Origin of the sequence: Nocardia sp. NPDC006982 (genome assembly GCF_042869435.1) — a bacterium.
Lineage (GTDB): Bacteria > Actinomycetota > Actinomycetes > Mycobacteriales > Mycobacteriaceae > Nocardia.
Map to the genome: position 1 here is coordinate 94,587 of NZ_JBIAFV010000008.1, position 23,881 is coordinate 118,467.

Genomic DNA, 23,881 nt, shown 5'->3' on the forward strand with positions numbered 1-23,881 from the left:
CAGCGCCGCCCTTCCGCCGTCGATACCCTCACTCGCCCTCGCCTTTTCGCAGGTCGCGGGCCAGGCGGAAGCCGGAGAAGATCTGGCGGCGGATGGGGTGGTCCCAGTTGCGGAAGGTGCCGCGGCAGGCGACCGGATCGGTGCCGAAGGAGCCGCCGCGCAGGACTCGGTAGTCGCCACCGAAGAACACATCGGAGTATTCGGCGTACGGGAAGGCGCGGAAGCCCGGATAAGCCTCGAAACCCGATGCGGTCCACTCCCATACGTCGCCGATGAGCTGATGCACACCGGCCGGGGAGGCACCGGCCGGATATGCCCCGACCTCGGCGGGTTCCAGGTGCCGCTGGCCGAGATTCGCGGTGCCGGAATCGGGTTCGGCATCACCCCACGGGTAGCGGCGGGACGTGCCGGTCTCCGGATCGAAGCGCGCCGCCTTCTCCCATTCGGCCTCGGTGGGCAGCCGCTTGCCTGCCCAGGCGGCATACGCCTCGGCCTCGAACCAGCAGACGTGCACCACCGGCTGCTGCGGACGCACCGGCGTCATCACGCCGAATCCCCGACGCCACCAGTGCCCGGCCGGATCGCACTCCCAGAACTGCGGCGCCACCAGGCCCGCCTGCTGCCGGTGCGCCCAACCGTGTTCGGACCACAGCTCGGGCCGCTCGTAGCCGCCATCGGCGATGAAGGCCTGGTACTGGGCATTGGTGATCGGTGCGACATCGATGGCGAAGGCGGGCACGTGCACCGGATGCGCCGGACGCTCATTGTCCAGCGCCCACGGGTCGGTCGAGGTGCCCATGACGAATTCGCCTGCGGGAATGACGACTTCGCCACCGACCGGAGCAGGCGCCGTCGGTGCGGCCGGCGCGGACAGCACCGCGGGGCCGGTGCGCAATTGATGGGTGGCGAGCATGGTTTCGTCGTGCTGCTGCTCGTGCTGGGCGATCATGCCGAATGCGAAGCCACCGTCGACCAGCGGATCACCGTGTAAAGCGCTGGTTTCCAACACATCCCACACCTTGTCGCGCACGGTGCCGACGTAGCCACGGGCCTGGGTGGGGTCGAGTAGTGGCAATTCGGGGCGATTGGCGCGAGCGTGTTTGAAGGCGTCGTACAGCTCGTCGATATCGGCGCGTACCGCGTCGCGGCGGCCGACATCGCGCACCAGCCAGAGCTCTTCCTGATTGCCGATATGGGCGAGGTCCCAGACGAGCGGGCTCATCAGTCGCGAATGCTGGGCGACCAGCTCTGCTTCATCGAGGGTGGTGAGGCCGATGGTGCGATCCCTTGCGCGGGTGAGCACTTCGGCGATCCGGTCACGCAATTGTTCGGTGCCGGAATTGTCCGTTGCGGGGTGCTGAATGGTCACGATGGGTATCTCCCGAACTCGTTGTGGTCGGCGATTCGAGGTGCGGCGCCGCGAGTCACGGATGGTCCTCGGGCTGATCCGCACTGCGCGAAACGAGTTCATCGGTCGGGGTGCGACCGGCGCGACATCGTTCGGCGGCGGATTCGATCTCGCGGGCCGCCACCGGACTCGCCGCATGTGCCGCGGCCAGGGTCAGCAAATCGACCGCGACGCCACGGATTTCCGGATCGGCCAACCCGCAGCGCGCTGCGTCGAGCCAGCGGCCCGCGAGTGGCGCGGCGAGCGCCGTCGCCTCGGCGACAACCGACGGAGCCGAAAGCAGGGCGTCGAAGATATGGATCGGGACGGTCCAGTCGTTCTCGGGCTGAGCGTCCAGATAGCGGACCTCGAGGTGTCCGGAGGCCCGTACCGGCGGGAACAGCGTGGTCAGGTGATAGTCGAGATCCCCGACATCGGGACGTCGTCCGATCTCGTCGTCCAGCGCACCGGACAACCAGTCCGCAAAAGTCGCCTCCGGCGGCGCTGACCAGCCGATGTCGCCACCGTTGCCAGATATGCCATCGGGGCGGCGAACGCACAGCAGCGGGACATCCAGGGCCCAGCGCGCATAGCCGGCGATCGGATCCGACCAGGACTCCACCGCGGGACGGGTGCGCGCGTGGTCCAGACGCAACCAGGTCCGCATGCGCTGGGATGCCCAGGCACCCGCCGGTGCCCCGTGTAATTCGGGTGAGCAGGCGAAGGCGGCGAGTAGCGCGGGACCGATCGTGTACAGCGCATTCCACCGCGCGGTGACCTCGGCGCGGTCCGCACCGGCATCGACGCTGACCTGCGTCGCGGCGGTATTGCACATCATCAATTTGCCGAAGGGGCCGATACCGCTGAAGGACTCTTCCATGGCGCGATAGCGCGGTAACCGCAGGACCCGTTTCGGGCGGCGGTCCGCATCGGCGGCGGCGGAGACGGTGCGGATGGATCGGGATTCGAGTAGATCCCGCAGCATCCGAGCATCGGCGTGCAAACCCTCGCACAGCTGCGCGGCAGCGGCGAACGGGGCACTGGAGAGTTCGATCTGACCGCCGGGTTCGATGGTGACCCGGCTGCCCCCTGGCAGCGGAAGTGCCGGTGAATCGGGGGCGATGGACCCCGGTGCATAGGGTCCGAGTGCATCTGCGAGTGCAGCCAGTTGCGGGCGGGGAGCGGCCGATGGGCCGGACGACGAACGCTCACCCTGCACGGTGAGCCATTCCAGTTCGGCGCCGATGAGCGTCGGTGGCCCCAGCTTGAAACAGATTTTCTCGAGATAGGCCTCCGCCGCGGCCCGCGAGGACAGTTCGCCGTGCGCGAGCGCCATCACCCGCTCCGGATGTTCGAGCGTGACCGCCATAACAACCTCCACCATGTGCAACCGGTAACCGTAGCTATGCTGCGTAGGCGCTGCCGGTCGTTGTTCAGGTAGTTCTGTATCGCCGTGGCTGCCGGTCGTATTCCGATGCAGCGACCCAAACCAGGGTAGCGAGGGGCACCGACAAGAAATATGACAAGAATCTGAATTCGTGGTCATGCACAGCGAAGGACTCGCGCACGGTGGCCCGGACCTGCGTCGACTCGTGCGACGGCCCAATGCCCCGATTTCGGCGATACTGTCGAGCCATGCTCGACGAGAATCGCGTACGCGCCGAAATACCGGCCTACGGCGCCGGATCCGATCTGGTCTTCCTCGACAGCGCGGGCTCCTCGTTACCACCCCGAGTCGTCGTCGATACCGTTGTGGCACATCTGCGACGCGAGGCCGAAATCGGCGGCTACCGTGCGGCGAACGAGCGACTCGACGATCTCGCCGCCGTGAAAAGCGATATCGGCCGACTCGTCAACGCCGATCCGACCGGCATCGCGCTCAGCGACAGCGCGACCCGCGCGTGGGCCGACTTCTTCTACGCGGTCCCACTCGTGCCCGGCGATCGCATCCTCATCTCCGGCGCCGACTATGCGAGCAATGCTATTGCGGCGCTGCAGCGGGCCAAGGCGACGGGCGCGGTGGTCGAACAGATTCCCAGCGACGGCAGCGGCCAGATCGACCTCGACGCACTCGCCGGCATGGTCGACGAACGGGTCAAGCTGGTGTCGGTGCTCCACGCCCCGACCAATGGCGGTCTGGTCAACCCGGCCGCCGACGCCACCCGGATCGCGCATTCGGTCGGCGCGCTGGTACTGCTCGATGCCTGCCAGTCGGCGGGGCAGCTGCCGATCGATGTGACCGAACTCGATATCGACGCGCTCTCGGTCACCGGCCGCAAATGGCTGCGCGGGCCGCGCGGCACCGGATTCCTCTATGTGCGACCTGAATTGGCAGCGTCGATGGAGCCGCAGCGGCTGGATCTGCACAGCGCGCAGTGGACCGGCCCGAAGGAGTACGCCCTGGCGCCCGATGCGAGTCGCTTCGAATTCTGGGAATGCGATGTCGCGGCGCGACTCGGACTCGGTGCGGCTGTGCGGTATCTGCTCGAGCTGGGGCCCGAGGACGTCTACGACGCGATCGCGGTCCGCGCGGAACATCTGCGCAAATCGCTGCCGGAAATCGACGGAGTCACGGTGCGCGACATCGGGATTCGGCACAGCGGCATCGTTTCGTTCACCGTCGACGGCAAATCCGCCGTCGAGGTGCGCGATCGCCTTGCGGCGCAGAATATTACGGTGACGGCGAGTCATGCCAGCTCTACGCTGCTGGATATGACCGCCCGTGGCCTGGATTCGGTGGTGCGAGCCTCGCCGCACTGCTTCGTGAGTTTCGAGGAGCTGGACCGGTTCGTCGGCGCGGTCGCGACGCTCTGATGTCACCTCGCGAACTGGTCGTCCTCGGCACCGCGAGTCAGGTTCCGACCAAGCAGCGCAACCACAATGGGTATCTGCTGCGCTGGGGCGAGGAGGGCATCCTCTTCGATCCGGGCGAGGGCACCCAGCGGCAGATGACGTACGCGGGCGTATCGGTCACCGATATCACCCGGATCGCGGTGACGCATTTCCACGGCGACCACTGCCTCGGACTACCCGGCATCATCCAGCGGATCAATCTGGACAAGGTCGTCCATCCGGTCGATGTGTACTACCCCGCCTCGGGTGAGCCGTTCTTCGATCGCCTGAGCAATGCCAGCTCGTTCTATCGCACCGTCGAGCTCCGGGCGCATCCGATCGCCGATCCGGGTGCGCTGGACGCACCTGGTGCACCGTTCGTCCTCGAGGCGGTCGCGCTATCGCATCCGGTCGACACCTTCGGCTACCGGCTTACCGAACCGAGCGGTGTGCGCATCCTGCCGGAGCGGCTCGCCGTATTCGGCCTGCACGGCCCGGCGGTCGGAGAACTACAGCGCACGGGCAGTATCGAATTCGACGGGCGCACAATCACGCTGGCCGAGGTCAGCGAGCCGAGGCCGGGCCAGAGCTTCGCATTCGTGATGGACACCCGCCTGTGCCCGGGCGTGCTGTCCCTCGCCTCGGGCGTGGACATGCTGGTGATCGAGGCGACCTTCCTGGACGTCGATGTGCAGCTCGCCGAGGAGTACGGTCACCTGACCGCGGGCCAAGCCGCCCGAGTCGCCGCCGAAGCCGGTGTGCGCACCCTGGTCCTGACCCACTTCTCCCAGCGTTACCGCGACCTCGACGCCCACCTCGCCGAGGCGGCCCTGCACTTCACGGGCGAGACAGTCATCGCCACCGATTTAGCGAGAATCCCTCTCCCGCCGCGATATTGAGCTCGAGCGTCTTTGTCGAGCGTAGTCGAATGGTCGTTTGGGGTGGGGTTTTCAGCAGCCATTCCGACTGCGCTCGATGGTGGTCGGCGCGTCAGGTCAGGTGCAGCTGGATTGTGTGGGCTACCAGGGTACGGAGATCGGCGGTGGGGGCCACTAGGCGGAGGCTGCGGTTGGCCTGGAGGGCGGCGATGCCGTGGAGGTTCGTCCACAGGTTGATCGCGGGGTTGTCGGAATTCGGGGCGGCGGCCTCGACGAGAGCTGCGAAACGCTCGAACAACGGCAGGGTGATCGCGCGCAGATTCTCGCCGGAACCCTCGAGCAGATCGTGGCGGAACATCAGGGTGAACATCTCGGGGCGCTCCCCCGCGAATTCGACGTATTCGGCCGCCATGACCTGCAGCTGCTCGCGCGGCGTGGTCGTCCCCGCCGCCGCCTGCGCGAACCGCTCGATGAGATCGGCGAAACCACGTGCGGCGATGGCGGCAAGGAGCGCGCGGTGTGTCGGAAAGTGCCTGCGCGGCGCCCCGTGGGAGACCCCGGCCGCGCGGGTGATCGCACGCAGACCCAGCTGGGCCGCGCCGACCTCCTCGAGCATGTCGACCCCGGCACCGACGAGTCGTTCCCGCAACGGCTCGCTCGCACCCATGGAGACATTGTCTACCGCGCTCATCGATTTCCTCCTAGTCGACTGCGTCACAGAGGACGAAATACCCTTTCGACAAGCATAGACACTGTCTACACTGGTGCGGTAGACAGTGTCTACGACAACTCTCTCGGAGGCTCATGTGTGGTACCGGTTGTTCAAGTACGTTCTGGTCGGCCCCCTGCTGCGGCTGCTCGGCCGCCCCGAGGTGGACGGGCTGCGGCACGTACCCCGCACCGGACCGGTAATCATCGCGGCCAACCATGTCGCAATGCTCGACTCGATGTATCTCGCGCTGGCCCTGCCGCGCCGGGTCACCTTCCTCGCCAAGCAGGAGTATTTCACCGGGACCGGATTGAAGGGCCGGTTCCAACGCTGGTTCTTCACCGTCGCGGGTCAGGTCCCGGTGAACCGCACCGGCGGCACCGCCGCCGCGGACGCACTGACCGCCGCGACGAAAATCCTCGAATCCGGCGACGTCTGGGCCATCCATCCGGAGGGCACCCGGTCACCGGACGGCTGCATCTACCGCGGCCGCACCGGCGCACTGCGCGTCGCCATGGCCACCGGCGCTCCGGTCATCCCGGCCGTGCTGTCGGGCACCGACAAGGTGAATCCGCGCGGCCACCGGCTGCCGCGCTTCGGCAAGGTGCACATCAGCTTCGGCACGCCGCGCTACTACCCGCAGCCCACCCCGACCAACCCGGCGCCGGACACCTGCGAGGTCCGCGCCGCGACCGACGAACTGATGCGGGAATTGGCCGCTCGATCCGGCCGGGACTACGTCGATCGCTACGCGGCAACTTTCTCGACTCGCCCATAACCCCACCGCGACACTGGCGTGTCCTCGGAATGGTTAACGCGGGGACGAATTGGCGGGATAGTTGGGGAGCAGGCCGGTTCACCCATGTCCGGCCACCGCACCGGGGTGACAAGGGAGTTGGACTTTGAGCAGGTTCACCGACGAGATGTATGCAACGGCACAAACCTCGAGTCGCGGATTGGTGACCGGGGAGCCCAACGCGCCGTTTCGGCAGACCTGGGGTGAGATCCATCGAATCGCACGACGGATGGCGGGCGGTCTCGCCGAAGCCGGCATCGGACACGGTGACGCGGTAGGCGTGCTGGCCGGGATGCCGGTCGATATCGCACCGGCCTGTCAGGGCATCTGGATGCGCGGCGCGTCGATCACCATGTTGCACCAGCCGACGCCGCGCACGGATCTGGTGGTCTGGGCCCGCGATACCGAGACCGTGCTGTCGATGATCGAGGCGCGCGCGGTTGTGCTCGGCGCGCCCTTCGAGGCCGCCGAACCACTGCTGCGCGAGCGCGGCATCACCGTGGTACGCATCGATCAGCTGCGCGAGTGCCCGGAGACCGATCCGTTACCGACCGTCGAGACCGATATCGCGTTGCAGCAGTTGACATCCGGGTCGACCGGATCGCCGAAGGCAGTGCGGATCACGCACGGGAACTTCTATACCAACGCCTACGCCATGTTCGATCGGGTGAAGTTCCAGCTCGACGAGGATGTGATGATCAGCTGGCTGCCCCTGTTCCACGATATGGGGATGGTCGGATTCCTCAGCGTCCCCATGCAATTCGGCGCCGAAGTGGTCTGCGTGACGCCGATCGACTTCCTGATGCGTCCGCTGCTGTGGGCCGAGCTGATCGACAAGTACCGCGGCACCGTCACGGCAGCACCGAATTTCGCGTACTCACTGCTGGCTCGCCGGCTCAAGCAGGCCGAGGACGGCGCCTACGATCTCAGCAGCGTCCGATACATGTGGAACGGCGCCGAACCCGTCGATCCGGACACCATGGAGAACCTCGCCGCGGCCGGCAAACGCTTCCGGCTCAATCCGATGGCGCTCACCCCGGTCTACGGCATGGCCGAAACCACACTGGCCGTATCGGTTCCGGATCCCGGACACGGACAGGTCCTCGACATCATCGATGCCGATCTGCTCGAGGCACTGGGCAAGGCCGTGCCTGCCCACGATCACCACGGCAATGTCCGCCGCATGCCCACACTCGGCTATCTGGTCGACAATCTCGAGGGTCGGGTCGTCGATGCGGAGCGCCAGCCGCTGCCGACGCGTTCCGTCGGCGTGATCGAACTCCGCGGTCCCGCGGTCACTTCCGGCTATGTCACGGTCAACGGGTTCCGCCCGGCACAGGACGCGGACGGCTGGCTCGACACCGGCGATATCGGCTACTTCACCGATGAGGGCCTGATCGTGGTGTGCGGCCGGATCAAGGACGTCATCATCATGGGCGGTCGCAATATCTACCCGACCGATATCGAGCGTGCCGCCATGCGCGTGGCGGGGGTGCGTCCTGGCAACGCCGTCGCGGTCCGCCTGGACGCGGGTGAGAAACGCGAAAGCTTCGCCGTCGTGGTGGAAAGCAACGACCACCAGAATGCCGATGAGGTCAAGCGCATCGAACGCGAAATCGTGCACGCCGTGTTCTCCGAAGTCGGTGCCCGCCCGCGCACCGTCGCAGTGCTCGGCCCCGGCGCCCTCCCGAAAACCTCTTCGGGCAAGCTGCGCCGCTCCGCCACCGCGATCCATCTGCGCTGAGCCGCAGTCGAATTCGGCCTAGTGCAATTGGTTCTGGGCCGGTTCGAGTCCGACGCGCAGTAGCAGTTCGACCGCGTCGGCGGCCTGCTCGACGATCACCGGCACTTCCTTGCGCTCCACCGACGAAAACGGTTTGAGCACGTAGTCCGCTGGGTCCTGGCGACCCGGCGGGCGGCCGATGCCGATGCGGGTGCGCAGATAGTCCTTGGTGGTGAGAGCACTGGAGACCGACCGCAATCCGTTGTGCCCGCCCTCACCGCCGCCGCGCTTGAGCCGGACCTGACCGAACGGCAGATCCAATTCGTCGTGCACGACGATCACCTCGGTCGGCGGCACCGAGAAGAATTTCGCCAGCGCCGCGACCGAGCGCCCGGACAGATTCATGAACGAGCGCGGCTTGGCGATCAATACCTGACGCCCGTCCAGCCTGGCCTGCAATAGATCCGCACCGGACTTCTTGTGCACAGCAAAACGGCCGCCGACGCGCTGCGCGAGCACGTCGGCGACCAGAAAGCCGATATTGTGCCGGGTGCGCTCGTACTCCGAACCTGGGTTGCCAAGTCCGACCACGAGCGCGGGCCCGGTCGAGGATTCGGTCATTCGGATAACCGATCCGGGGAGTTCTTACTCGGCGCTCTCGGCGGCGGCCTCGGCGGCGGCAGCGGCGGCTTCCTCGGTCTCCTGCGCGGAGGCCGGGGCGGCGATGATGTTGACGATCAGCGCCTCCGGGTCACCGGCCAGGGTGACGCCCTTCGGCAGTTCGATCGCACCGGCGGTGATCTGGGTGCCCGCCTCGACGCCCTCGATCGAGACCTCGATGGCCTCCGGGATGTTCAGCGCGTCGGCCTCGATGGACAGCGTGGTGGTGTCCTGGGTGACCAGGGTGCCCGCGCCGGCCTCACCGGTAAGCGTGACGTTCACATCGGCGGTGACCTTCTCGCCGCGCTTGACGATCAGCAGGTCGGCGTGCTCGATGTAACGGCGAATCGGGTGCACCACAACGGATTTGGTCAGCGCGAGCTGCTTCTTGCCGTCGATGACGAGGTTCAGCACCGCATTGGTGCCGTGCTCGCGCAGGATGGCGGCGAAGGCCTGAGCGTTGAGCGAGAGGTGCTGCGGGTCGGCGGCGTGGCCGTACAGCACGGCGGGAACGTTGCCCGCGCGACGGGTGCGACGGGCGGCGCCCTTGCCGAACTCCGTGCGGACGGCGGCTTCGAGAAGGTTGGCGTCGGACATGACTGGATCTACTCCCTACGGCTCTTCCGGGCTGTCAACAGTGCGCCAGGGACTGTTTCCCCCCTGGCAAATGGTTGGTCTACTCGTCGGGCGAAGACCGAACGAGGACGGCCGAGAGCCGAGCCGCGTCGATCACGGTGAACGCATTACGTCTGCGGTCACCCTCGCCGAGACAACCCGAACACCATAGCGCAAGTGTTTATATCCAGCTGAATCGGGTGGTCGGACTGGCCGGATTGTCGTCACCCCGGTCGCGTACGCTGGAGCGGTTGCCGATCGGCCGTGAAGAAAGGTTGTTGCAGTTGACCGCCTCCACTGAGGGTGTCGTCACGCCCGCCCCGCGTGGGTTGCCCGCCGAGGTCGCCCGGCGACGCACATTCGCGGTGATCTCCCATCCCGACGCGGGCAAGTCGACGCTCACCGAGGCGCTGGCGTTGCACGCCAGGATGATCTCCGAGGCGGGCGCGATCCACGGCAAGGCCGGACGCAAGTCCACCGTGTCGGACTGGATGGAGATGGAGAAGGCCCGCGGCATCTCGGTGAGTTCGACCGCGCTGCAGTTCAACTACCGCGCCGCGGGCTCAGATATCGATAACGTCATCAACCTGGTCGACACCCCCGGCCACTCGGATTTCTCCGAGGACACCTACCGCGTGCTCACCGCCGTCGACGCCGCCGTCATGCTCATCGACGCCGCCAAGGGTCTCGAGCCGCAGACACTGAAGTTGTTCCAGGTGTGTCGCCATCGCGGCATCCCGGTCGTCACCGTGATCAACAAGTGGGACCGTCCGGGCCGAGCGCCCCTGGAACTGCTCGACGAGATCAGCGAGCGGATCGGCCTCACCCCGACGCCGCTGTTCCTGCCGGTCGGCATCGCCGGTGACTTCCGCGGTCTGCTACGTCGCGGTCCCGAGGGTGCGGCCGTCGAATACATCCACTTCACTCGGACCGCGGGTGGCGCGACCATCGCACCGGAGGAATCGATAGATCCAAAATCGGCCGAGACCCGCGAGGGTGAGGCGTGGACGACCGCCGCGGAGGAGAGCGAACTGCTCTCGGCCACCGGGCAGGACCACGATCAGGAAATGTTCCTGGCCGGGCAGACCTCTCCCGTCATCTACGCCTCCGCGATGCTGAATTTCGGTGTGCGGCAACTACTGGAGACGCTGGTCGCACTGGCGCCCGCGCCCGGTTCGCGCACCGATATCGGCGGCACGCCGCGCAACACCACCGATCCGTTCAGCGCGGTCGTATTCAAGGTGCAGGCCGGAATGGATGCGGCACACCGGGATCGGCTCGCCTTCATGCGGATCGTCTCCGGCGAATTCGAGCGCGGGATGGTCGTCACGCATGCGCAGACCGGTCGGCCGTTCGCGACCAAATACGCGCTCACCGTTTTTGGACGAGAGCGCTCGACCGTCGACACCGCCTACCCGGGTGACGTGGTCGGCCTCGTGAATGCCACCGCGCTGGCACCGGGGCACACGTTGTTCGTGGACAAGAAGGTGGAGTTCCCGCCGATCCCGTCCTTCGCGCCGGAGCATTTCGCGGTGCTGCGGGCGCAGAGTGCGGGTAAGTACAAGCAGTTCCGCAAGGCCATCGACCAGCTCGATTCCGAGGGCGTGGTGCAGGTGCTGCGCAATGATGCGCGCGGCGATGCCGCACCCGTGCTCGCGGCGGTCGGTCCGATGCAGTTCGAGGTGGTCACGGCGCGGATGCTCGCGGAGTTCAATGTCGAAACACATATGGAGCACCTGCCTTACACGCTGGCCCGGCGCACCGATGCCGAGTCGATGGCCGAACTCGATCGGCAGCGCGGGGTCGAGGTGTTCACCCGCTCCGACGGGGCGCTGCTGGCGCTGTTCAGCGATAAGTGGCGGTTGCAGTACATCGAGAAGGAGCATCCGAAGCTCACGCTCGAGCCGCTGGTCGCGGCGGCGGATTAGGGATTGCCGTTCATCCGGCCTCGGGTTCCGCACCCTCCGGTGCGGGCTCCCGCCGCAGCGGGGTGGCGCCGGGCTCGCGCTCGACCGACGCGATGCCGTCCTCGCGCGTGATCAGCCCCCATCGACTCGATGTCAGGCGCAGGCTCGGCAGATCGCTGAGCGAGAGCACCACCTCATAGGTGCGCTCGTATCCGGTATGCGCAATGCGCCAGCGACCGTCATTGCAGCGGACGTAGCGATCGGTGTAGAAAGCCGCGCCGCGCAACAGCATGTTGTGCGCCGGTATCAGCACGGTATCGGCGAGATACCAAGTGCCGGTAGCGTTATCGCCGTCGACATCGATCTCCGGATGGTCGCATCGGTGCTCGGTGATGACGTGCGGACCGAGGGTGTTGCGCATGAACGCCAGGAACGCATCCCGCGACTCGAACTGCAGGTATTCGCTGTAGGTGGCGGTCGCCTCCGGGATCATGGTGTCCGCGAATTCATCCCACGACTTGGTGTCGAGGGTGCGCAAATACCTGAACTTCAGGCGACTGATCGCTGACACAGCATCCTGGTCCATAACTCAACAATCCCATTCGAAGTCGCCGCGCTACGGAGATTGGGAGATTTGTATCAGATTGCTATCACTTCGAGCCGAAACCGGCTGTCTACCGGGCGGGTCAGTTTCCGATGGTGAAGCAGGTGTTGCAGAAATCGCTGCCGAATTCGGTCAGCCGCAGACTCTTGCGCACGATCTTGGGGGCGCGCCCGGCCTTCTTCAGCGCCGCCTCGACCACCGGCTGCACCTCGAGCACCATGTAGCGGCTGAGCACCACCGGGTCATCGGAAACCTGGGTCAGGCCGAGACGGTTGAGGTTGATCAGATAGGTGCGGGCACGGTCCGGATAACGGACACCGGCCTGTTCCGGAACCGAGGTGAGATCACCGGTCACCAACTCCGAGCCGATGCCGAGCGGACGGTTGGTGCGCACATCGACCGACGGCTGCGGACCGTTCAATGCCATGAACCGCAGAATGCGTGCCTCGTCCGGAGCCAGCTCGTCGAGGATCCGGTCATAGGCGGGGTGCACGTCATCGGTGAAGTAGACATCGGCCGAGCGGGCGAGCAGCGCATCGCCGCGGCGACGCAACTCTTCGCTACTGGCCGAGTGCAGCGGCGCGCCGATGCCGATCGGCGCCGGCTGCGGCGTGCCATTGGAAGTCGGTACGTAGCTGACGATTTCGCGCACCGACCCCTCGGTGACGCCGAGCGCGCTGCGCGCGATGGAGCGCAACGCATTACCGGTGCGCTCGGCGATATCCGCAGACGACTCACCGTCGAGCGCGGCCTGGGTAATCTCCTTGGTCACCTCATAGGTCGTCTCGACGGCCCACTGACTGCCGCGTACCACGGTGCCCGCCGCGAGCCCCGCCGCTCGGAACACACCGCGAATCAGCCGCGCCTCGTTGCTGATCTGCCGCTGTTCGACATCCGAGCTGCGCTCTACCGAGCGGGAACCGGCCCGGGCTATGTCCTGTCCGGTCCTGTCGTCTGTCACGTTCTCTCCGATGTATTGCCAAGTGAACGAATACGCCCACAGATTATTGCCCGCCAGCCTTCCAGGTATGCCTTACCGCGAGCCGAGTGGGCCAGCAAACACGCCGACCCCTGCTGTCGGACGCGTGATTGTCGCCATTGTCTCCGCCGCCGGTTGACACGACGACATTCTGGACACACAGTGTGACTGATGTCTCAGACAATCTGCTGTGGCCCGGGACACTCGCGATGGACCGGCGTCTAGACCTCACAGTAGGGTCCGTCTGCCGACTGGGTGCTAGTTTGGGTTGCCGGTGAGGCGGCGGTCACCGGTATATCGGCAGGAGGGTGTCGTGTTGGAGAGTGTTTTCGGGGTGCACCCGACGGTCCTCCTGGAGTTAGTGACTATCCCCCTTTTCACTGGCATCATCGGATACATCACCAACTGGACCGGCATCCTGATGTTGTTCAAGCCGGTTGCCTTCCACGGTATTCGTTTACCCGGATTGCGCGCACTGTTTCCCTTCCTGCCCAAGCGAATTCAGGTGCTGCCGCTGCTGAGCTACGACGGCCGAATGGGCTGGCAGGGCATTGTGCCCTCGCGCGCAGACAAAATGGCGAGCATCGCGGTCGACAAGGGGCTGGCGAAACTCGGTAGCGTCGCCGACTTCTATCGCGAGCTGGAGCCGGACAAGCTCGCCGAACATCTCGCCACTATCGCCGACGCGCAGATCAAGGACATAGTCGAAGAAATCCTGCGCCGCGAACATCCGCAACTCTGGTACAACCTGCCGACCGGTGTGCGCGAGATGATTCACGCGCGGGTCCGCCAGCAGCTGCCCGATATTCTGCGCGAGCTGACCGAGGAATTGGGCGCCAATATCGATCAGCTGCTGGACGTCAAGCAGATGGTCATCCGTTATTTCCAGGCGCGTCCGCATCTGCTCAACACCCTTTTCCAGGTGCTCGGCGCCAAGGAACTGCGGTTCATGCAGAACTTCGGTTTCTACTTCGGCGCGCCGATGGGTGTGGTGCTGGTCGCCGTTTTGCATGTGACCGGCTGGTCGTCCCTGGTGGTGCTGCCGATCGGCGGTGTCATCATCGGCTGGGTGGTCAACTGGATCGGCCTGAATATGATCTTCGCGCCCGCATACCCGAAGTGGTGGTGCCCGTGGCGGCAGGGTCTGCTGATCAAGCGGCAGCTCGAAATCACCGACGGCTATGCGGAATTGGTCTCCAGTCAGGTGATGACCGTCGCCAACATCGGTGACGAGTTGCTGAACGGCCCGCGCTCGGACCGGACCATGCAGATGCTCGAGGACACGCTGCGCCCGGCCGCGGACCGTGCGCTCGGACCGGCGCGGCCCGCGGTGAAGTTCATGCTCGGCAGCCGGGAGTACGACTCGCTGCAGTCGACGCTGACCACCGAGGCGATGACCATCGCGCCGATCGCCTTCGCGGATCCGGACTTCAATGTCCAGCAGGGCAGGCAGATCAACGACTACATCGCCAAACAGATGTCGGCGCTATCGCCCCCCGACTTCGTGGATATGCTGCGAGCGGCCATCAAACAGGACGAATGGCTCCTTTTTCTGCATGGCGGCGTGTTGGGGCTCTTCGCCGGATACGCTCACATCCTGATCTTCGGAACGGGAGTGGCGACAACATGGCTATGACGGATGCTGGCGGCGACGATCTGCGGGCCGCCAGGCAGGGCGCCGAGCGAACCGAGCAGTCCGAAGTGGCCGAAACCCCAAGAACTTCCGAGTCGTCGACATCCGGCCAATCGACGGAGATCGCGCGCCTGCCCGTTGGCGCGGTCGAGCCGAAGCGGCAGGTCAGCTCGGTGCGCAAGACCGTTCGCGCGACCACCGGGGTCGCCAGGGTCGCGGTGAGCGCGGCCGCCGAGGTGACCGCGTGGGGCATCGACACCGCACTCGGCGTCGGGGCCACCGTGGTGCGCGGCAGTATCGCGGGAACTCCCCCGCGCGAGGTGCTCGCCGAGGCGGAGGCCGAGGTTCGCGACGCGGTGCGGCGCGCGTTGCGTCTGCCCGCGACACCCGAACAGCCCACGACCGATGCCGTTCCCACCTTGCGTGAGCAGGGGGCCGCGCTGCTGCGGCTGTCGGCGAGCACGCAGGGCGAACACCACGAAACCCACCCGGCCTTCGCGCGCATGCTCGAGGAGCTGACCCCCGATGAGGCGCGCATCCTGCGCTTCCTGCACCTCGACGGCGCGCAGCCCTCGATCGATATCCGCGCCGGACGACCGCGCGGCATCGGCGTCGAGCGAATCATCTCCGGACTCAACCTGATCGGTGAGCACGCGGGTCTGCGCTTCCCCAACCGCATCCAGCAGTACCTGCCGAACCTGCGCCGCCTCGGACTGATCGAATTCGTCAAGGAACCGGTGGGCAATCCGAACCGCTACCAACTCCTCGAAGCCCAATCCCCGGTGCGAGAAGTGTTGAAGCGCTCCGGTTTCGGCACGAAGGTCTACTACCGCAGCATCGCGCTCACTGGCTTCGGCGCGGACTTCGTGCAAACCTGCCTGCCGCTCGTCGTCCAAGACGGGCGCGTCTCCGGCACCAGTTAGCCCGCCGCCGACGGTAGTCAAATGGTGGTCGCAGGTGGGGTGTAAAGCCACCATTAAACTACCTTCAGCGAGGTGAACCGCCATTTGACTGCCGTGGCGGGGTCAGGCGCCGTCGGCTAACTCCAGCCAGCGCTCCTCGGCGGATTCCTTTTCGGCCAGTATCTGTTTCAGCTCTGTGCCCAGGGTGATCAGTTTGTCCGGATCGGTGGCCGCATCGGCGAGGGCGGTGTGCAGACGTTGCTCGCGTTCGGTGAGCTTGTCGATGGCGCGCTCTAGTTTGGCCAGCTCCTTGCGCGCGGCGCGGTAAGCGGCGGAGTCGGTCGCAGGGGTTTCGGCGGGCTTGGAGTCGGCGGATCGCGTTGCGGCCGAGCTCGATGCGGCGCGCTTTTTCAGGTATTCGTCGATGCCGCCGGGCAGATTTGTGAGCTTTCCATCGCCGAACAGGGCCCAGGTGGAGTCGCAGATGCGCTCGATCAGATAGCGGTCGTGGCTGATCACGACCAGCGTGCCCGCCCAGTTGTCGAGCAGGTCTTCCAGTTGTTGCAGGGTGTCGATGTCCAGGTCGTTGGTCGGCTCGTCGAGCAGCAGGACATTCGGTTCGGACATCAGGATCCGGGTCAGTTGTAGCCTGCGGCGCTCGCCACCGGATAGGTCACCGACTGGGGTGCGCTGACGGGCCGGAGTGAAGCCGAGGCGCTCGGCCAGTTGGCCCGCGGAGATTTCCTTATCGCCCAGCATGATTCGCTGCGCGATCTGCTGTACCGCCTCCAGCACCCGCAGATCGGTCGGGAGGTCGTCGAGTTCCTGACGTAGCCAACCGATCTGGACCGTCTGGCCCTGAATGCGTTTGCCCGCAGCGGGTTCGACGGCACCGGCCAGCGTACGTAGCAGGGTCGTCTTGCCGGAGCCGTTCACACCGACCAGGCCGACCCGCTCCCCCGGCGCCAAGCGCCAGGTCAAGTCGCGCACCAACTCGCGGCCGTCCGGGGTGGTGAGGGTCGTGTCCTCGAGTTCGATGACGACGCGGCCCAGGCGCTTTCGCGCGAAGGCGGCCAGCGAGACGCTATCGCGCGGCGGCGGCACATCGGCGATCAGCGCCTCGGCCGCCTCCACCCGGTAGCGCGGCTTGGAGGTGCGGGCCTTCGCGCCGCGCCGCAACCAGGCCAACTCCTTGCGCGCCAGATTCGCGCGCCTGGCCTCGGAGGCATCGGCCTGTCGCGCCCGCTCGGCGCGCGCGAAAATCCAGTCGCCGTAACCGCCCTCATAGCTTTCGACCTTGCCGCCGACGACCTCCCAGGTGTCGGTGGCGACGGTGTCGAGGAACCAGCGATCGTGGGTCACGACCACCAGCGCGCTGCGACGCTCCAGCAGATGTTGCGCCAGCCACTGCACGCCCTCGACATCGAGATGGTTGGTCGGCTCGTCCAGGACGAGCAGATCGAGGTCGCGAACCAGCGCGGCGGCCAGTGCGACGCGGCGGCGCTCGCCACCGGAGAGATTGTCGACGGAAGTATCCAGACCGAGGCCCTCGATCCCGATGCCCGCCATCACCGAACGGATGCGCGGATTCGAGGCCCACTCGTGTTCGGCCATATTGTCGGTCATCGCGTCATCGGCCAGTCCCGCCAACACCACGGATCCGACGGTCGCGCCCACGGGAAGTACACCGCGCTGGGTCACCACCGCCATGCGCAGCCCGCCGACCCGACTTACCCGGCCGCTGTCGGGCGGCTCGAGCCCGGTCAGCACCTCCAACAGGGTGGTCTTGCCGCCGCCGTTCAGGCCGACGACACCGATCCGCTCGCCCGCGTGAATGCCGAGCGAAACATTGTCCAGGAGCGGTTTGATACCGAAGCTCTTGGAGACCTGTTCGAGATTGATCAGGTTGGACATGGATCCTTCCGAGTCATGCGCCGGGCGAGCACTCGCCCCGCGCAAGCGTACCGAGCATCCCGAACCACCCGCCGCCCCACCGAACGCCCGAGCGTCCATCCAGGTGTCACGGCCCGGGACCACTGCACGCCGCACCCTTGCTCTCCGCTCCGACGGCCGCGTCCGATCCTGATCAGCGCAGTCGGCAAAGGTGCAACCCTGTCGGGATTCGGAGACTTGCGCGGCGAACGGTGTTCGTTTAAAGTCAGCGGTAGCGAACAACGTTCGTCACGAACGGTGTTATGGCGCTCCTGAGACACAGCCGCAGAATGGGAGCCCGCCTCGCGATCGAGGTGAGTGAGGCGGCACGGTTTCAACTACCCCTGGAGGTTCTCATGCACATCGGACTCGGTCTGCCCATTTCCGATCCCGCCGCCCTGCTCGACTGGGCCCGCCGCGCCGATGCGGGTCCGTTCTCCACGCTCGGTCTGCTCGACCGGCTCGTCTACGACAATCCCGAACCACTGGTCGCCCTCGGCATGATCGCCGGCGCCACCAGCCGCATCAAGGTGCAGACCGAGGTGCTCATCGCGCCGCTGCGCGAGCCGACGCTGCTCGCCAAGCAGGCCGCGACCCTCGATCGCATGTCCGGCGGCCGCCTGGTGCTCGGCCTCGGCGTCGGCGGTCGCGAGGATGATCACATCGCCTCCGGCACCGAGCTGCGCTCCCGCGGCCGTCGCATGGACGAACAACTCGAGATCATGCGCCGCCTGTGGTCCGGCCGGCCGTACGGCACCGACTGCGGACCGATCGGTCCCGCGCCGCTGCGTCCCGAAGGACCCGAACTGCTCTTCGGTGGTTTCCAGCCCGCCGCCATCGATCGCGTCGGCCGTTGGGGTGGCGGCTTTCTCGCCGCCGCCGCACCGTCATGGGCCGGTGGCCTGTTCGACACCGCCCGCCGGTCATGGAAGGAATACGGCCGCGACGGCGAGCCCCGCATTGTCGCCCAGGTCAATGTCGCGCTCGGCGCACCCGACCTGATCGAAGACGCCCGCGCCTCGATGGGCGCCTACTACGAATTCAGCGGTCGCGCCGAGTTCATGCTCGCCGGAATGCTCACTACACCCGACGAGATCCGCACGGCCATCAGCCAATTCGAGGATCTCGGCGCGGATGAGGTCATGCTCTACTGCTACGGCCGCGACGCCGACCAAGTGGACCGCCTCGCCGACGTCATCGCATAGCCGGCGAAACCGTCAGCGCTTGCCCGGCGTGTCGCTGCTGATGACGCGAGCGCCGGGCACCGGTCCGCTGGCCGTGCGCACGCTGCGGCATACACCGGCACCGGCGAGCTCGGCCGCGACCGCAACCGCGCCGTCCTCGCTGTCACACAGGAATGCGCAGGTCGGGCCGGAGCCGGAGACCAGCCCGGCAAGCGCCCCGGCCCCGACGCCCGCACGCAATGTCCGTCGCAACTCGGGCTTCAGCGACAGCGCGGCCGCCTGCAGATCGTTACCCAGCAGGGGCGCAAGCTGTTTCGGGTCACCGGAGGCCAGTGCCTGCATCAGCGCCTGCGGCTCGCCGAGCCGGGGCGGGGTGCCGTTCTCGCGTAGTCGGTCGAGTTCGGTAAAGACCGCGGGCGTGGACAAGCCACCCTTGGCCAGCGCGAGTACCCAGTGAAAGGTATTGCGGGACAACACCGGAAGCAGCCGCTCGCCGCGGCCGGTGCCGAGCGCCGTTCCTCCGTGCAGTGCGAACGGCACATCGCTGCCGAGTTCGGCTGCCACCGCGAACAATTCGTCGCGGGTCAGCCCGACATCCCAGAGTTCGTTCAAGCCCACCAGCGCCGCGGCGGCATCCGCACTGCCGCCTGCCATGCCACCGGCCACCGGAATGCCCTTGTTGATGGCGATTTCCACCAGCGGTGCGCGGCCGGCGAGATGGGCGACCCGCACGGCGGCCTTCCACACCAGATTGGTGCGATCGGTCGGCACATCGTCGGCGCCCTCGCCGCTGACCCGCACGGCGAGCGAGGCGGCCGGTGCGAGTTCCAGATCGTCGCTGAGCGAGAGGGCTTGGAACACGGTGGTCAGATCGTGATAGCCGTCCGCGCGCACGTCACCGACGCCTAGGTGGAGGTTCACCTTGGACGGCGCGCGCACAATGACGGGACTTGGCACAACTGACAACACGGTGCTCAAGCCTATCCCGTGGGTACGACAGGTGCTGAGCTCGAGATGAGACATTCACCGCCCATGTGTCGGACGGTTACAACAGCGCCCCGCCGGTGGCATCGATCCACTGTCCGGTGACCCACCGCGAATCGTCCGAGGCGAGGAATGCGGTGATATCCGCGATATCACCGGGCCGGCCGATTCGATTCAACGGCGACATTCCGGCCACCAACGCCTCGGTCTCGGCATTGCGCAACCAGTTCGCGTTCATATCGGTATCGATCACACCCGGCGCGACGGCATTCACGGTGATGCCGCGGGTGCCGAGTTCCTTTGCCAGCGTTTGGGTGAACGTATCGATCGCGCCCTTGGTCATCGCGTAGGCGATCAGCTGCGGCATTCTCGCCCCGTGCGTGAGGCCGGTGGAGACATTGACGATGCGGCCGCCGTCGCGCAGCCGATCCAGCCCCAGCTTGGTGACGAAGAACGGCGCCTTCGCATTGACGGCGAAGACTCGATCGAAGGCGGCCTCATCGGTGCCGCCGATCGGTTCGCGGATGCCATCGATGCCCGCGTTGTTGACGATGACGTCCACGCCGTCGGCCTGTGCGTCGAATGCGGCCCACAGCGCCGCGGCATCTCCGGGCACGCCGAGTTCGGCCTTGATCGCGAAGGCCGCACCGCCCGCAGCCTCGATGGCGACGACGGTTTCCTTCGCCGCCTGCTCATTGCCGTTGTAGTGCACGGCGACCCGCGCACCGTCTCGGCCGAGCCGCTGCGCGATGGCCCGGCCGATGCCGCGGCTCGCGCCGGTGACCAGCGCGGTTTTGCCGTCGAGCCGGCCGGATTGCAGCAGTGCGCCCATGACGGGTTCCTTTCTCTAGCGATCACTACAGAAAGGACATTAGCACATTCTCTAGCGAGCGCTATAAAATGCGGACATGAGTGCACCGACTAGGGGACGCCCCCGCTCGTTCGATCGGGACGCCGCGCTGGAAAAGGCGCTGCGACTGTTCTGGGCGCGCGGTTACGAGGCGACCTCGATCGGCGACCTGACCGCGGCGATGGGGATCGGCGCACCGAGCCTGTACGCCGCATTCGGCGATAAGGCGACGCTGTTCAACGAGGTGGTGCAGGTCTTCGGCACGCGCTACGGCAGCTTCATCCCGCGCGCGCTCGCCGAGGAACCGACCGCCGAGGCGACGGTTCGCCGCATCCTGCGCGAGGCGGCGAAGGAGTACACCCGGCCCGATTGCCCGCGCGGCTGCCTGGTGATCAGCGCGGGACTCAATACCACCAGCACCGAGATCGCCGACATGCTGCGCGCGCTTCGCAATCGGAATGTGGCGACATTCGCCGCGCGCATCCAGGCTGATATCGATGCGGGCTCATTGCCGCCGGAGGCCGATGCGGCCACGCTCGCACGATATGTCGGCACCGTTATGCAGGGCATGTCGCAGGCGGCCCGGGATGGCGCGAGCGCCGCCGAACTGGAGCGGGTTGCCGAAATGGCCATGCACGGTTGGCCTTCCGCCGTTTGATTCGGGAACTATCCCGACCTCTGCGGCGACTAATCGACGAAACCTCGGCGCAACTCACCCTTGCGTTCAATACCCACCGGGGGTATGTTGATTGGCGTCGGGGATACCCCCGCACCGTATGATCGAATGTGAGCGAAGGAGTCGGAGATGGCCACGAGCACCTACACCGTCACGGGGATGACCTGCGGACACTGCGTCAGCTCGGTCAAGACGGAGATCGGCAAGATCGATGGCGTGACCAGCGTGGACGTCGACCTCGCCAGCGGTGCGGTCCGGGTGGACAGCACCGCACCGCTCGCCGACGCCGATATCGTCGCCGCCGTCGACGAGGCGGGGTACGAGGTCGCCGTCTGATGCAGGCCCGGCTGAGATTCGCCGCGATCGGCGGCGGTCTCGTCGCGCTGTTCGGTGTCGCACTCGGTATCGGCGCCCTGGTGGGCGATCCGGCCGTGTCGGCACCGGACCACGGCGCGATGGCGCACACCGAACAGGACACCGGTCTGTCGGATTCGCGATCCGGCTACACCCTGACAGACCTGAGCGCACCCGCTGATCCGAATCGAGCCGGGGCCCTGCGTTTTCGGATCACCGGACCGGACGCAACTCCGGTCACCCGATTCACCACCCAGCACGACAAGAAGCTGCACCTGATCGTGGTCCGCTCGGATACCACCGGATATCGGCACGTGCACCCGACCATGGACGACACGGGCACCTGGTCGATCGATTGGAATTGGACAGCGCCCGGCACCTATCGCGTCTTCGCCGATTTCGTACCCGAGCAGGGGCCCGGCGATCTGGTCCTGAGCCGCACCGTCACAGTCGCGGGACCGGCTGAACTCCAACCACTTCCACCCGAGTCGCGGTCGGCAACGGCGGACGGTTACCAAGTGCGCATGGCGGGTGATCCGAGCACCGCGGGCAGCGAACTTCGTTTCACCGTGACGCGCGACGGCGCGCCGGTGACAGACCTCGAGCCGTATCTCGGCGCGTACGCGCATCTAGTGGTCTTGCGCGCCAACGACCTTGCCTACCTGCACGTCCATCCGCAGGGCGAAATCGGCCGCACCCCAGCCGGTCCGGAGGTCGGCTTCCATGCCAAGACCCCGAGTGCGGGCGCATTTCGGTTGTATCTAGACTTCTCCCACGGCGGTGTCGTACATACCGCCGAGTTCACCGCGCGCGTCGAATCATCCACAGCGCCATCCACATCCGATGGTGGGCACCATTCGGGTGGCGGTCACCCCTGACCGCATCCGCCGACCACCGCATGCTCGAGCTTGCATTCGGGGCGATGACCTGCACTTTCCATGCGACACGCGGAGTGTGGCGGCACGCGTGAATTAATTGCCGCAGCACATGAATCCGGTTCCGCGACCAACAAGGCAAAAGTTGGTTATCCACAATCCGTTTCGCTCGCGGCGACGCCCCAGCAAGCGAACCGCTTGGATAACGCCGTGCATGATCCCGCCCCACCCACCACAGAAACCGACCAGTCCGGCAATCGTTCGCCATTGCGCCGATATCGCCCCAGCCGGAGCGCCCTAGCGCATAGCCAGCCCGTCCCGCGAGGCCAACGCACCCAACCGATCACCTTCACCCGCAACGAGATACACGCGGGTTGAACCATCACGCGCGCTTCGGGCCACATCTGGGCGGCAGAGCGGACGATAGCCGCAGTGTCGGCGATGTCACCGCAGCCGGTCCAGTCCGATAGCAGTCAGGCGACACCAGGATGCGGGCTCACGCCTGGGCGGCGAGGCGGACGAAGGCTGCGGTGTCCAGGGTTTCGCCGCGGGCGGTCGGATCGATTCCGGCGGCGACGAGGCGGCGTTCGGCTTCGGCGGGAGAACCGGCCCAGTTGCCGAGGGCGGCGCGCAGGGTTTTGCGGCGCTGGGCGAAGGCGGCGTCGACTACCTCGAAGACGCGGCGGCGGTGTGCTTCGTCCATCGGCCACGGCGGTTCGGCGTAGCGCTCGATGCGGACCAGGCCGGAGTCGACCCGGGGCACCGGCCAGAACACCTGGGTGCCCACCGCGCCCGCGCGGCGCACCGTGCCGAAGAAGCCCGCCTTGACACTCGGGACGCCGTAGACGCGACTGCCGGGCTCGGCGGCGAGACGGTCCGCGACCTCGGCCTGCACCATCACCAATGAGGTTGTGATGCTGGGCAATTCGGCGAGCAGGTGCAGCAGCACCGGCACGGCGACGTTGTAGGGCAGATTCGCCACCAGCGCCGACGGCGGCGCAGGCAGTCTGTCCGCACGAATCCGCAGCGCATCGGCTTCCACAACGGTCAACTGCCCGGCCAGTTCCGGGGCGCGATCGGCGACGGTCACCGGAAGATGTTTCGCCAATACGGGATCGATCTCGACGGCGATGACCGAATCCACCACATCGAGCAGCGCCAATGTCAGCGAACCGAGCCCCGGTCCGACCTCGAGCACCGCATCCCCGCGCCCGACCCCGGCCGCCGCGACAATCCGCCGCACCGTATTGGCGTCGTGCACGAAGTTCTGTCCGAGCTGCTTGGTCGGCCGCACGCCGAGTCGCTCGGCCAGTGCCCGCACCTCGGCGGGCCCCAGCAGCGCAGCACTCCCACGGGCGGAAATATCGGGTTCGGACACGTCCGACAACGTATCAACCCGCC

22 protein-coding genes are annotated in these 23,881 nt (G+C 66.5%); 11 read left to right on the forward strand and 11 right to left on the reverse strand.

Annotated elements, in window-relative coordinates; genetic code table 11:
• Positions 1–28: 28 nt before the first annotated feature.
• Together egtB and egtA are read right to left on the reverse strand one after the other, a co-directional pair.
• Complete coding sequence (gene egtB, locus ACFYOW_RS29655) at positions 29–1,369, reverse strand: ergothioneine biosynthesis protein EgtB (protein WP_387293376.1); 1,341 nt, start codon at positions 1,367–1,369, stop codon at positions 29–31.
• Positions 1,370–1,424: 55 nt separating this feature from the next.
• Positions 1,425–2,756: an ergothioneine biosynthesis glutamate--cysteine ligase EgtA gene (gene egtA, locus ACFYOW_RS29660; RefSeq protein WP_387293528.1), complete on the reverse strand. Its 1,332-nt coding sequence runs from the start codon at positions 2,754–2,756 to the stop codon at positions 1,425–1,427.
• A gap of 266 nt (positions 2,757–3,022) precedes the next feature.
• Between egtA and ACFYOW_RS29665 the strand changes: the two genes are divergently transcribed.
• Together ACFYOW_RS29665 and ACFYOW_RS29670 are read left to right on the forward strand one after the other, a co-directional pair.
• Positions 3,023–4,201: an aminotransferase class V-fold PLP-dependent enzyme gene (locus ACFYOW_RS29665; protein ID WP_387293377.1), complete on the forward strand. Its 1,179-nt coding sequence runs from the start codon at positions 3,023–3,025 to the stop codon at positions 4,199–4,201.
• Entirely contained in the window at positions 4,201–5,118 is a 918-nt protein-coding gene (locus tag ACFYOW_RS29670) for a ribonuclease Z (protein ID WP_387293378.1), read from the forward strand. The genes ACFYOW_RS29665 and ACFYOW_RS29670 overlap by 1 nt, the downstream gene beginning before the upstream one ends.
• Before the next feature lie 91 nt (positions 5,119–5,209).
• Here ACFYOW_RS29670 and ACFYOW_RS29675 read toward each other — a convergent pair whose 3' ends face one another.
• A complete protein-coding gene (locus ACFYOW_RS29675) occupies positions 5,210–5,788 on the reverse strand; it encodes a TetR/AcrR family transcriptional regulator (RefSeq protein WP_387293379.1) in 579 nt (192 codons plus the stop codon).
• Between the two features lie 115 nt (positions 5,789–5,903).
• Between ACFYOW_RS29675 and ACFYOW_RS29680 the strand changes: the two genes are divergently transcribed.
• Both ACFYOW_RS29680 and ACFYOW_RS29685 read left to right on the forward strand, forming a co-directional pair.
• Positions 5,904–6,584: a lysophospholipid acyltransferase family protein gene (locus ACFYOW_RS29680; protein ID WP_387293529.1), complete on the forward strand. Its 681-nt coding sequence runs from the start codon at positions 5,904–5,906 to the stop codon at positions 6,582–6,584.
• Positions 6,585–6,708: 124 nt separating this feature from the next.
• Complete coding sequence (locus tag ACFYOW_RS29685) at positions 6,709–8,346, forward strand: fatty acyl-AMP ligase (protein WP_387293380.1); 1,638 nt, start codon at positions 6,709–6,711, stop codon at positions 8,344–8,346.
• 18 nt (positions 8,347–8,364) lie between these two features.
• On the opposite strand, the gene pth is transcribed toward ACFYOW_RS29685, so the two are convergent.
• Positions 8,365–8,946 (reverse strand): aminoacyl-tRNA hydrolase, encoded by a 582-nt coding sequence (gene pth / locus ACFYOW_RS29690; protein ID WP_387293381.1) that lies wholly within the window; start codon positions 8,944–8,946, stop codon positions 8,365–8,367.
• A gap of 24 nt (positions 8,947–8,970) precedes the next feature.
• Positions 8,971–9,582, reverse strand: coding sequence for a 50S ribosomal protein L25/general stress protein Ctc (locus ACFYOW_RS29695; RefSeq protein WP_387293382.1), 612 nt, complete (start codon positions 9,580–9,582; stop codon positions 8,971–8,973).
• A 302-nt stretch (positions 9,583–9,884) separates the two neighbouring features.
• Here ACFYOW_RS29695 and ACFYOW_RS29700 point away from each other — a divergent pair, with 302 nt between their 5' ends.
• Positions 9,885–11,528 (forward strand): peptide chain release factor 3, encoded by a 1,644-nt coding sequence (locus ACFYOW_RS29700; protein ID WP_387293383.1) that lies wholly within the window; start codon positions 9,885–9,887, stop codon positions 11,526–11,528.
• Positions 11,529–11,538: 10 nt separating this feature from the next.
• Here the strand turns inward: ACFYOW_RS29700 and ACFYOW_RS29705 are convergent, their stop codons facing one another.
• Positions 11,539–12,093, reverse strand: coding sequence for a nuclear transport factor 2 family protein (locus tag ACFYOW_RS29705; protein ID WP_387293384.1), 555 nt, complete (start codon positions 12,091–12,093; stop codon positions 11,539–11,541).
• A gap of 100 nt (positions 12,094–12,193) precedes the next feature.
• A complete protein-coding gene (locus ACFYOW_RS29710) occupies positions 12,194–13,072 on the reverse strand; it encodes an Abi-alpha family protein (protein WP_387293385.1) in 879 nt (292 codons plus the stop codon).
• A 331-nt stretch (positions 13,073–13,403) separates the two neighbouring features.
• On the opposite strand from ACFYOW_RS29710, the gene ACFYOW_RS29715 reads away from it, so the two are divergent.
• Positions 13,404–14,726 (forward strand): hypothetical protein, encoded by a 1,323-nt coding sequence (locus ACFYOW_RS29715; protein WP_387293386.1) that lies wholly within the window; start codon positions 13,404–13,406, stop codon positions 14,724–14,726.
• Entirely contained in the window at positions 14,723–15,646 is a 924-nt protein-coding gene (locus ACFYOW_RS29720) for an Abi-alpha family protein (protein ID WP_387293387.1), read from the forward strand. Before ACFYOW_RS29715 ends, ACFYOW_RS29720 begins: the two co-directional genes overlap by 4 nt.
• A gap of 102 nt (positions 15,647–15,748) precedes the next feature.
• Here the strand turns inward: ACFYOW_RS29720 and ACFYOW_RS29725 are convergent, their stop codons facing one another.
• Positions 15,749–17,539 (reverse strand): ABC-F family ATP-binding cassette domain-containing protein, encoded by a 1,791-nt coding sequence (locus ACFYOW_RS29725; RefSeq protein WP_387293388.1) that lies wholly within the window; start codon positions 17,537–17,539, stop codon positions 15,749–15,751.
• A gap of 374 nt (positions 17,540–17,913) precedes the next feature.
• On the opposite strand from ACFYOW_RS29725, the gene ACFYOW_RS29730 reads away from it, so the two are divergent.
• Positions 17,914–18,762: an LLM class flavin-dependent oxidoreductase gene (locus tag ACFYOW_RS29730; RefSeq protein WP_387293389.1), complete on the forward strand. Its 849-nt coding sequence runs from the start codon at positions 17,914–17,916 to the stop codon at positions 18,760–18,762.
• 12 nt (positions 18,763–18,774) lie between these two features.
• Here the strand turns inward: ACFYOW_RS29730 and ACFYOW_RS29735 are convergent, their stop codons facing one another.
• Both ACFYOW_RS29735 and ACFYOW_RS29740 read right to left on the reverse strand, forming a co-directional pair.
• Positions 18,775–19,710, reverse strand: a complete 936-nt coding sequence (locus ACFYOW_RS29735; protein WP_387293390.1) for a 4-(cytidine 5'-diphospho)-2-C-methyl-D-erythritol kinase — start codon at positions 19,708–19,710, stop codon at positions 18,775–18,777.
• A 76-nt stretch (positions 19,711–19,786) separates the two neighbouring features.
• The gene (locus tag ACFYOW_RS29740) at positions 19,787–20,557 is read right to left on the reverse strand and encodes an SDR family oxidoreductase (protein ID WP_387293391.1); all 771 of its coding nucleotides are present in this window, start codon (positions 20,555–20,557) and stop codon (positions 19,787–19,789) included.
• Positions 20,558–20,633: 76 nt separating this feature from the next.
• On the opposite strand from ACFYOW_RS29740, the gene ACFYOW_RS29745 reads away from it, so the two are divergent.
• From ACFYOW_RS29745 to ACFYOW_RS29755, 3 genes are all read left to right on the forward strand, one after another.
• Positions 20,634–21,233: a TetR/AcrR family transcriptional regulator gene (locus ACFYOW_RS29745; RefSeq protein ID WP_387293392.1), complete on the forward strand. Its 600-nt coding sequence runs from the start codon at positions 20,634–20,636 to the stop codon at positions 21,231–21,233.
• Positions 21,234–21,380: 147 nt separating this feature from the next.
• On the forward strand, positions 21,381–21,587 hold the full coding sequence (locus ACFYOW_RS29750; protein ID WP_063036709.1) for a heavy-metal-associated domain-containing protein: 207 nt from the start codon (positions 21,381–21,383) through the stop codon (positions 21,585–21,587).
• Entirely contained in the window at positions 21,587–22,483 is an 897-nt protein-coding gene (locus ACFYOW_RS29755; RefSeq protein WP_387293393.1) for a hypothetical protein, read from the forward strand. The genes ACFYOW_RS29750 and ACFYOW_RS29755 overlap by 1 nt, the downstream gene beginning before the upstream one ends.
• Before the next feature lie 493 nt (positions 22,484–22,976).
• Here the strand turns inward: ACFYOW_RS29755 and rsmA are convergent, their stop codons facing one another.
• Positions 22,977–23,858, reverse strand: a complete 882-nt coding sequence (gene rsmA / locus ACFYOW_RS29760) for a 16S rRNA (adenine(1518)-N(6)/adenine(1519)-N(6))-dimethyltransferase RsmA (protein ID WP_387293394.1) — start codon at positions 23,856–23,858, stop codon at positions 22,977–22,979.
• Between the last annotated feature and the right edge of the window lie 23 nt (positions 23,859–23,881).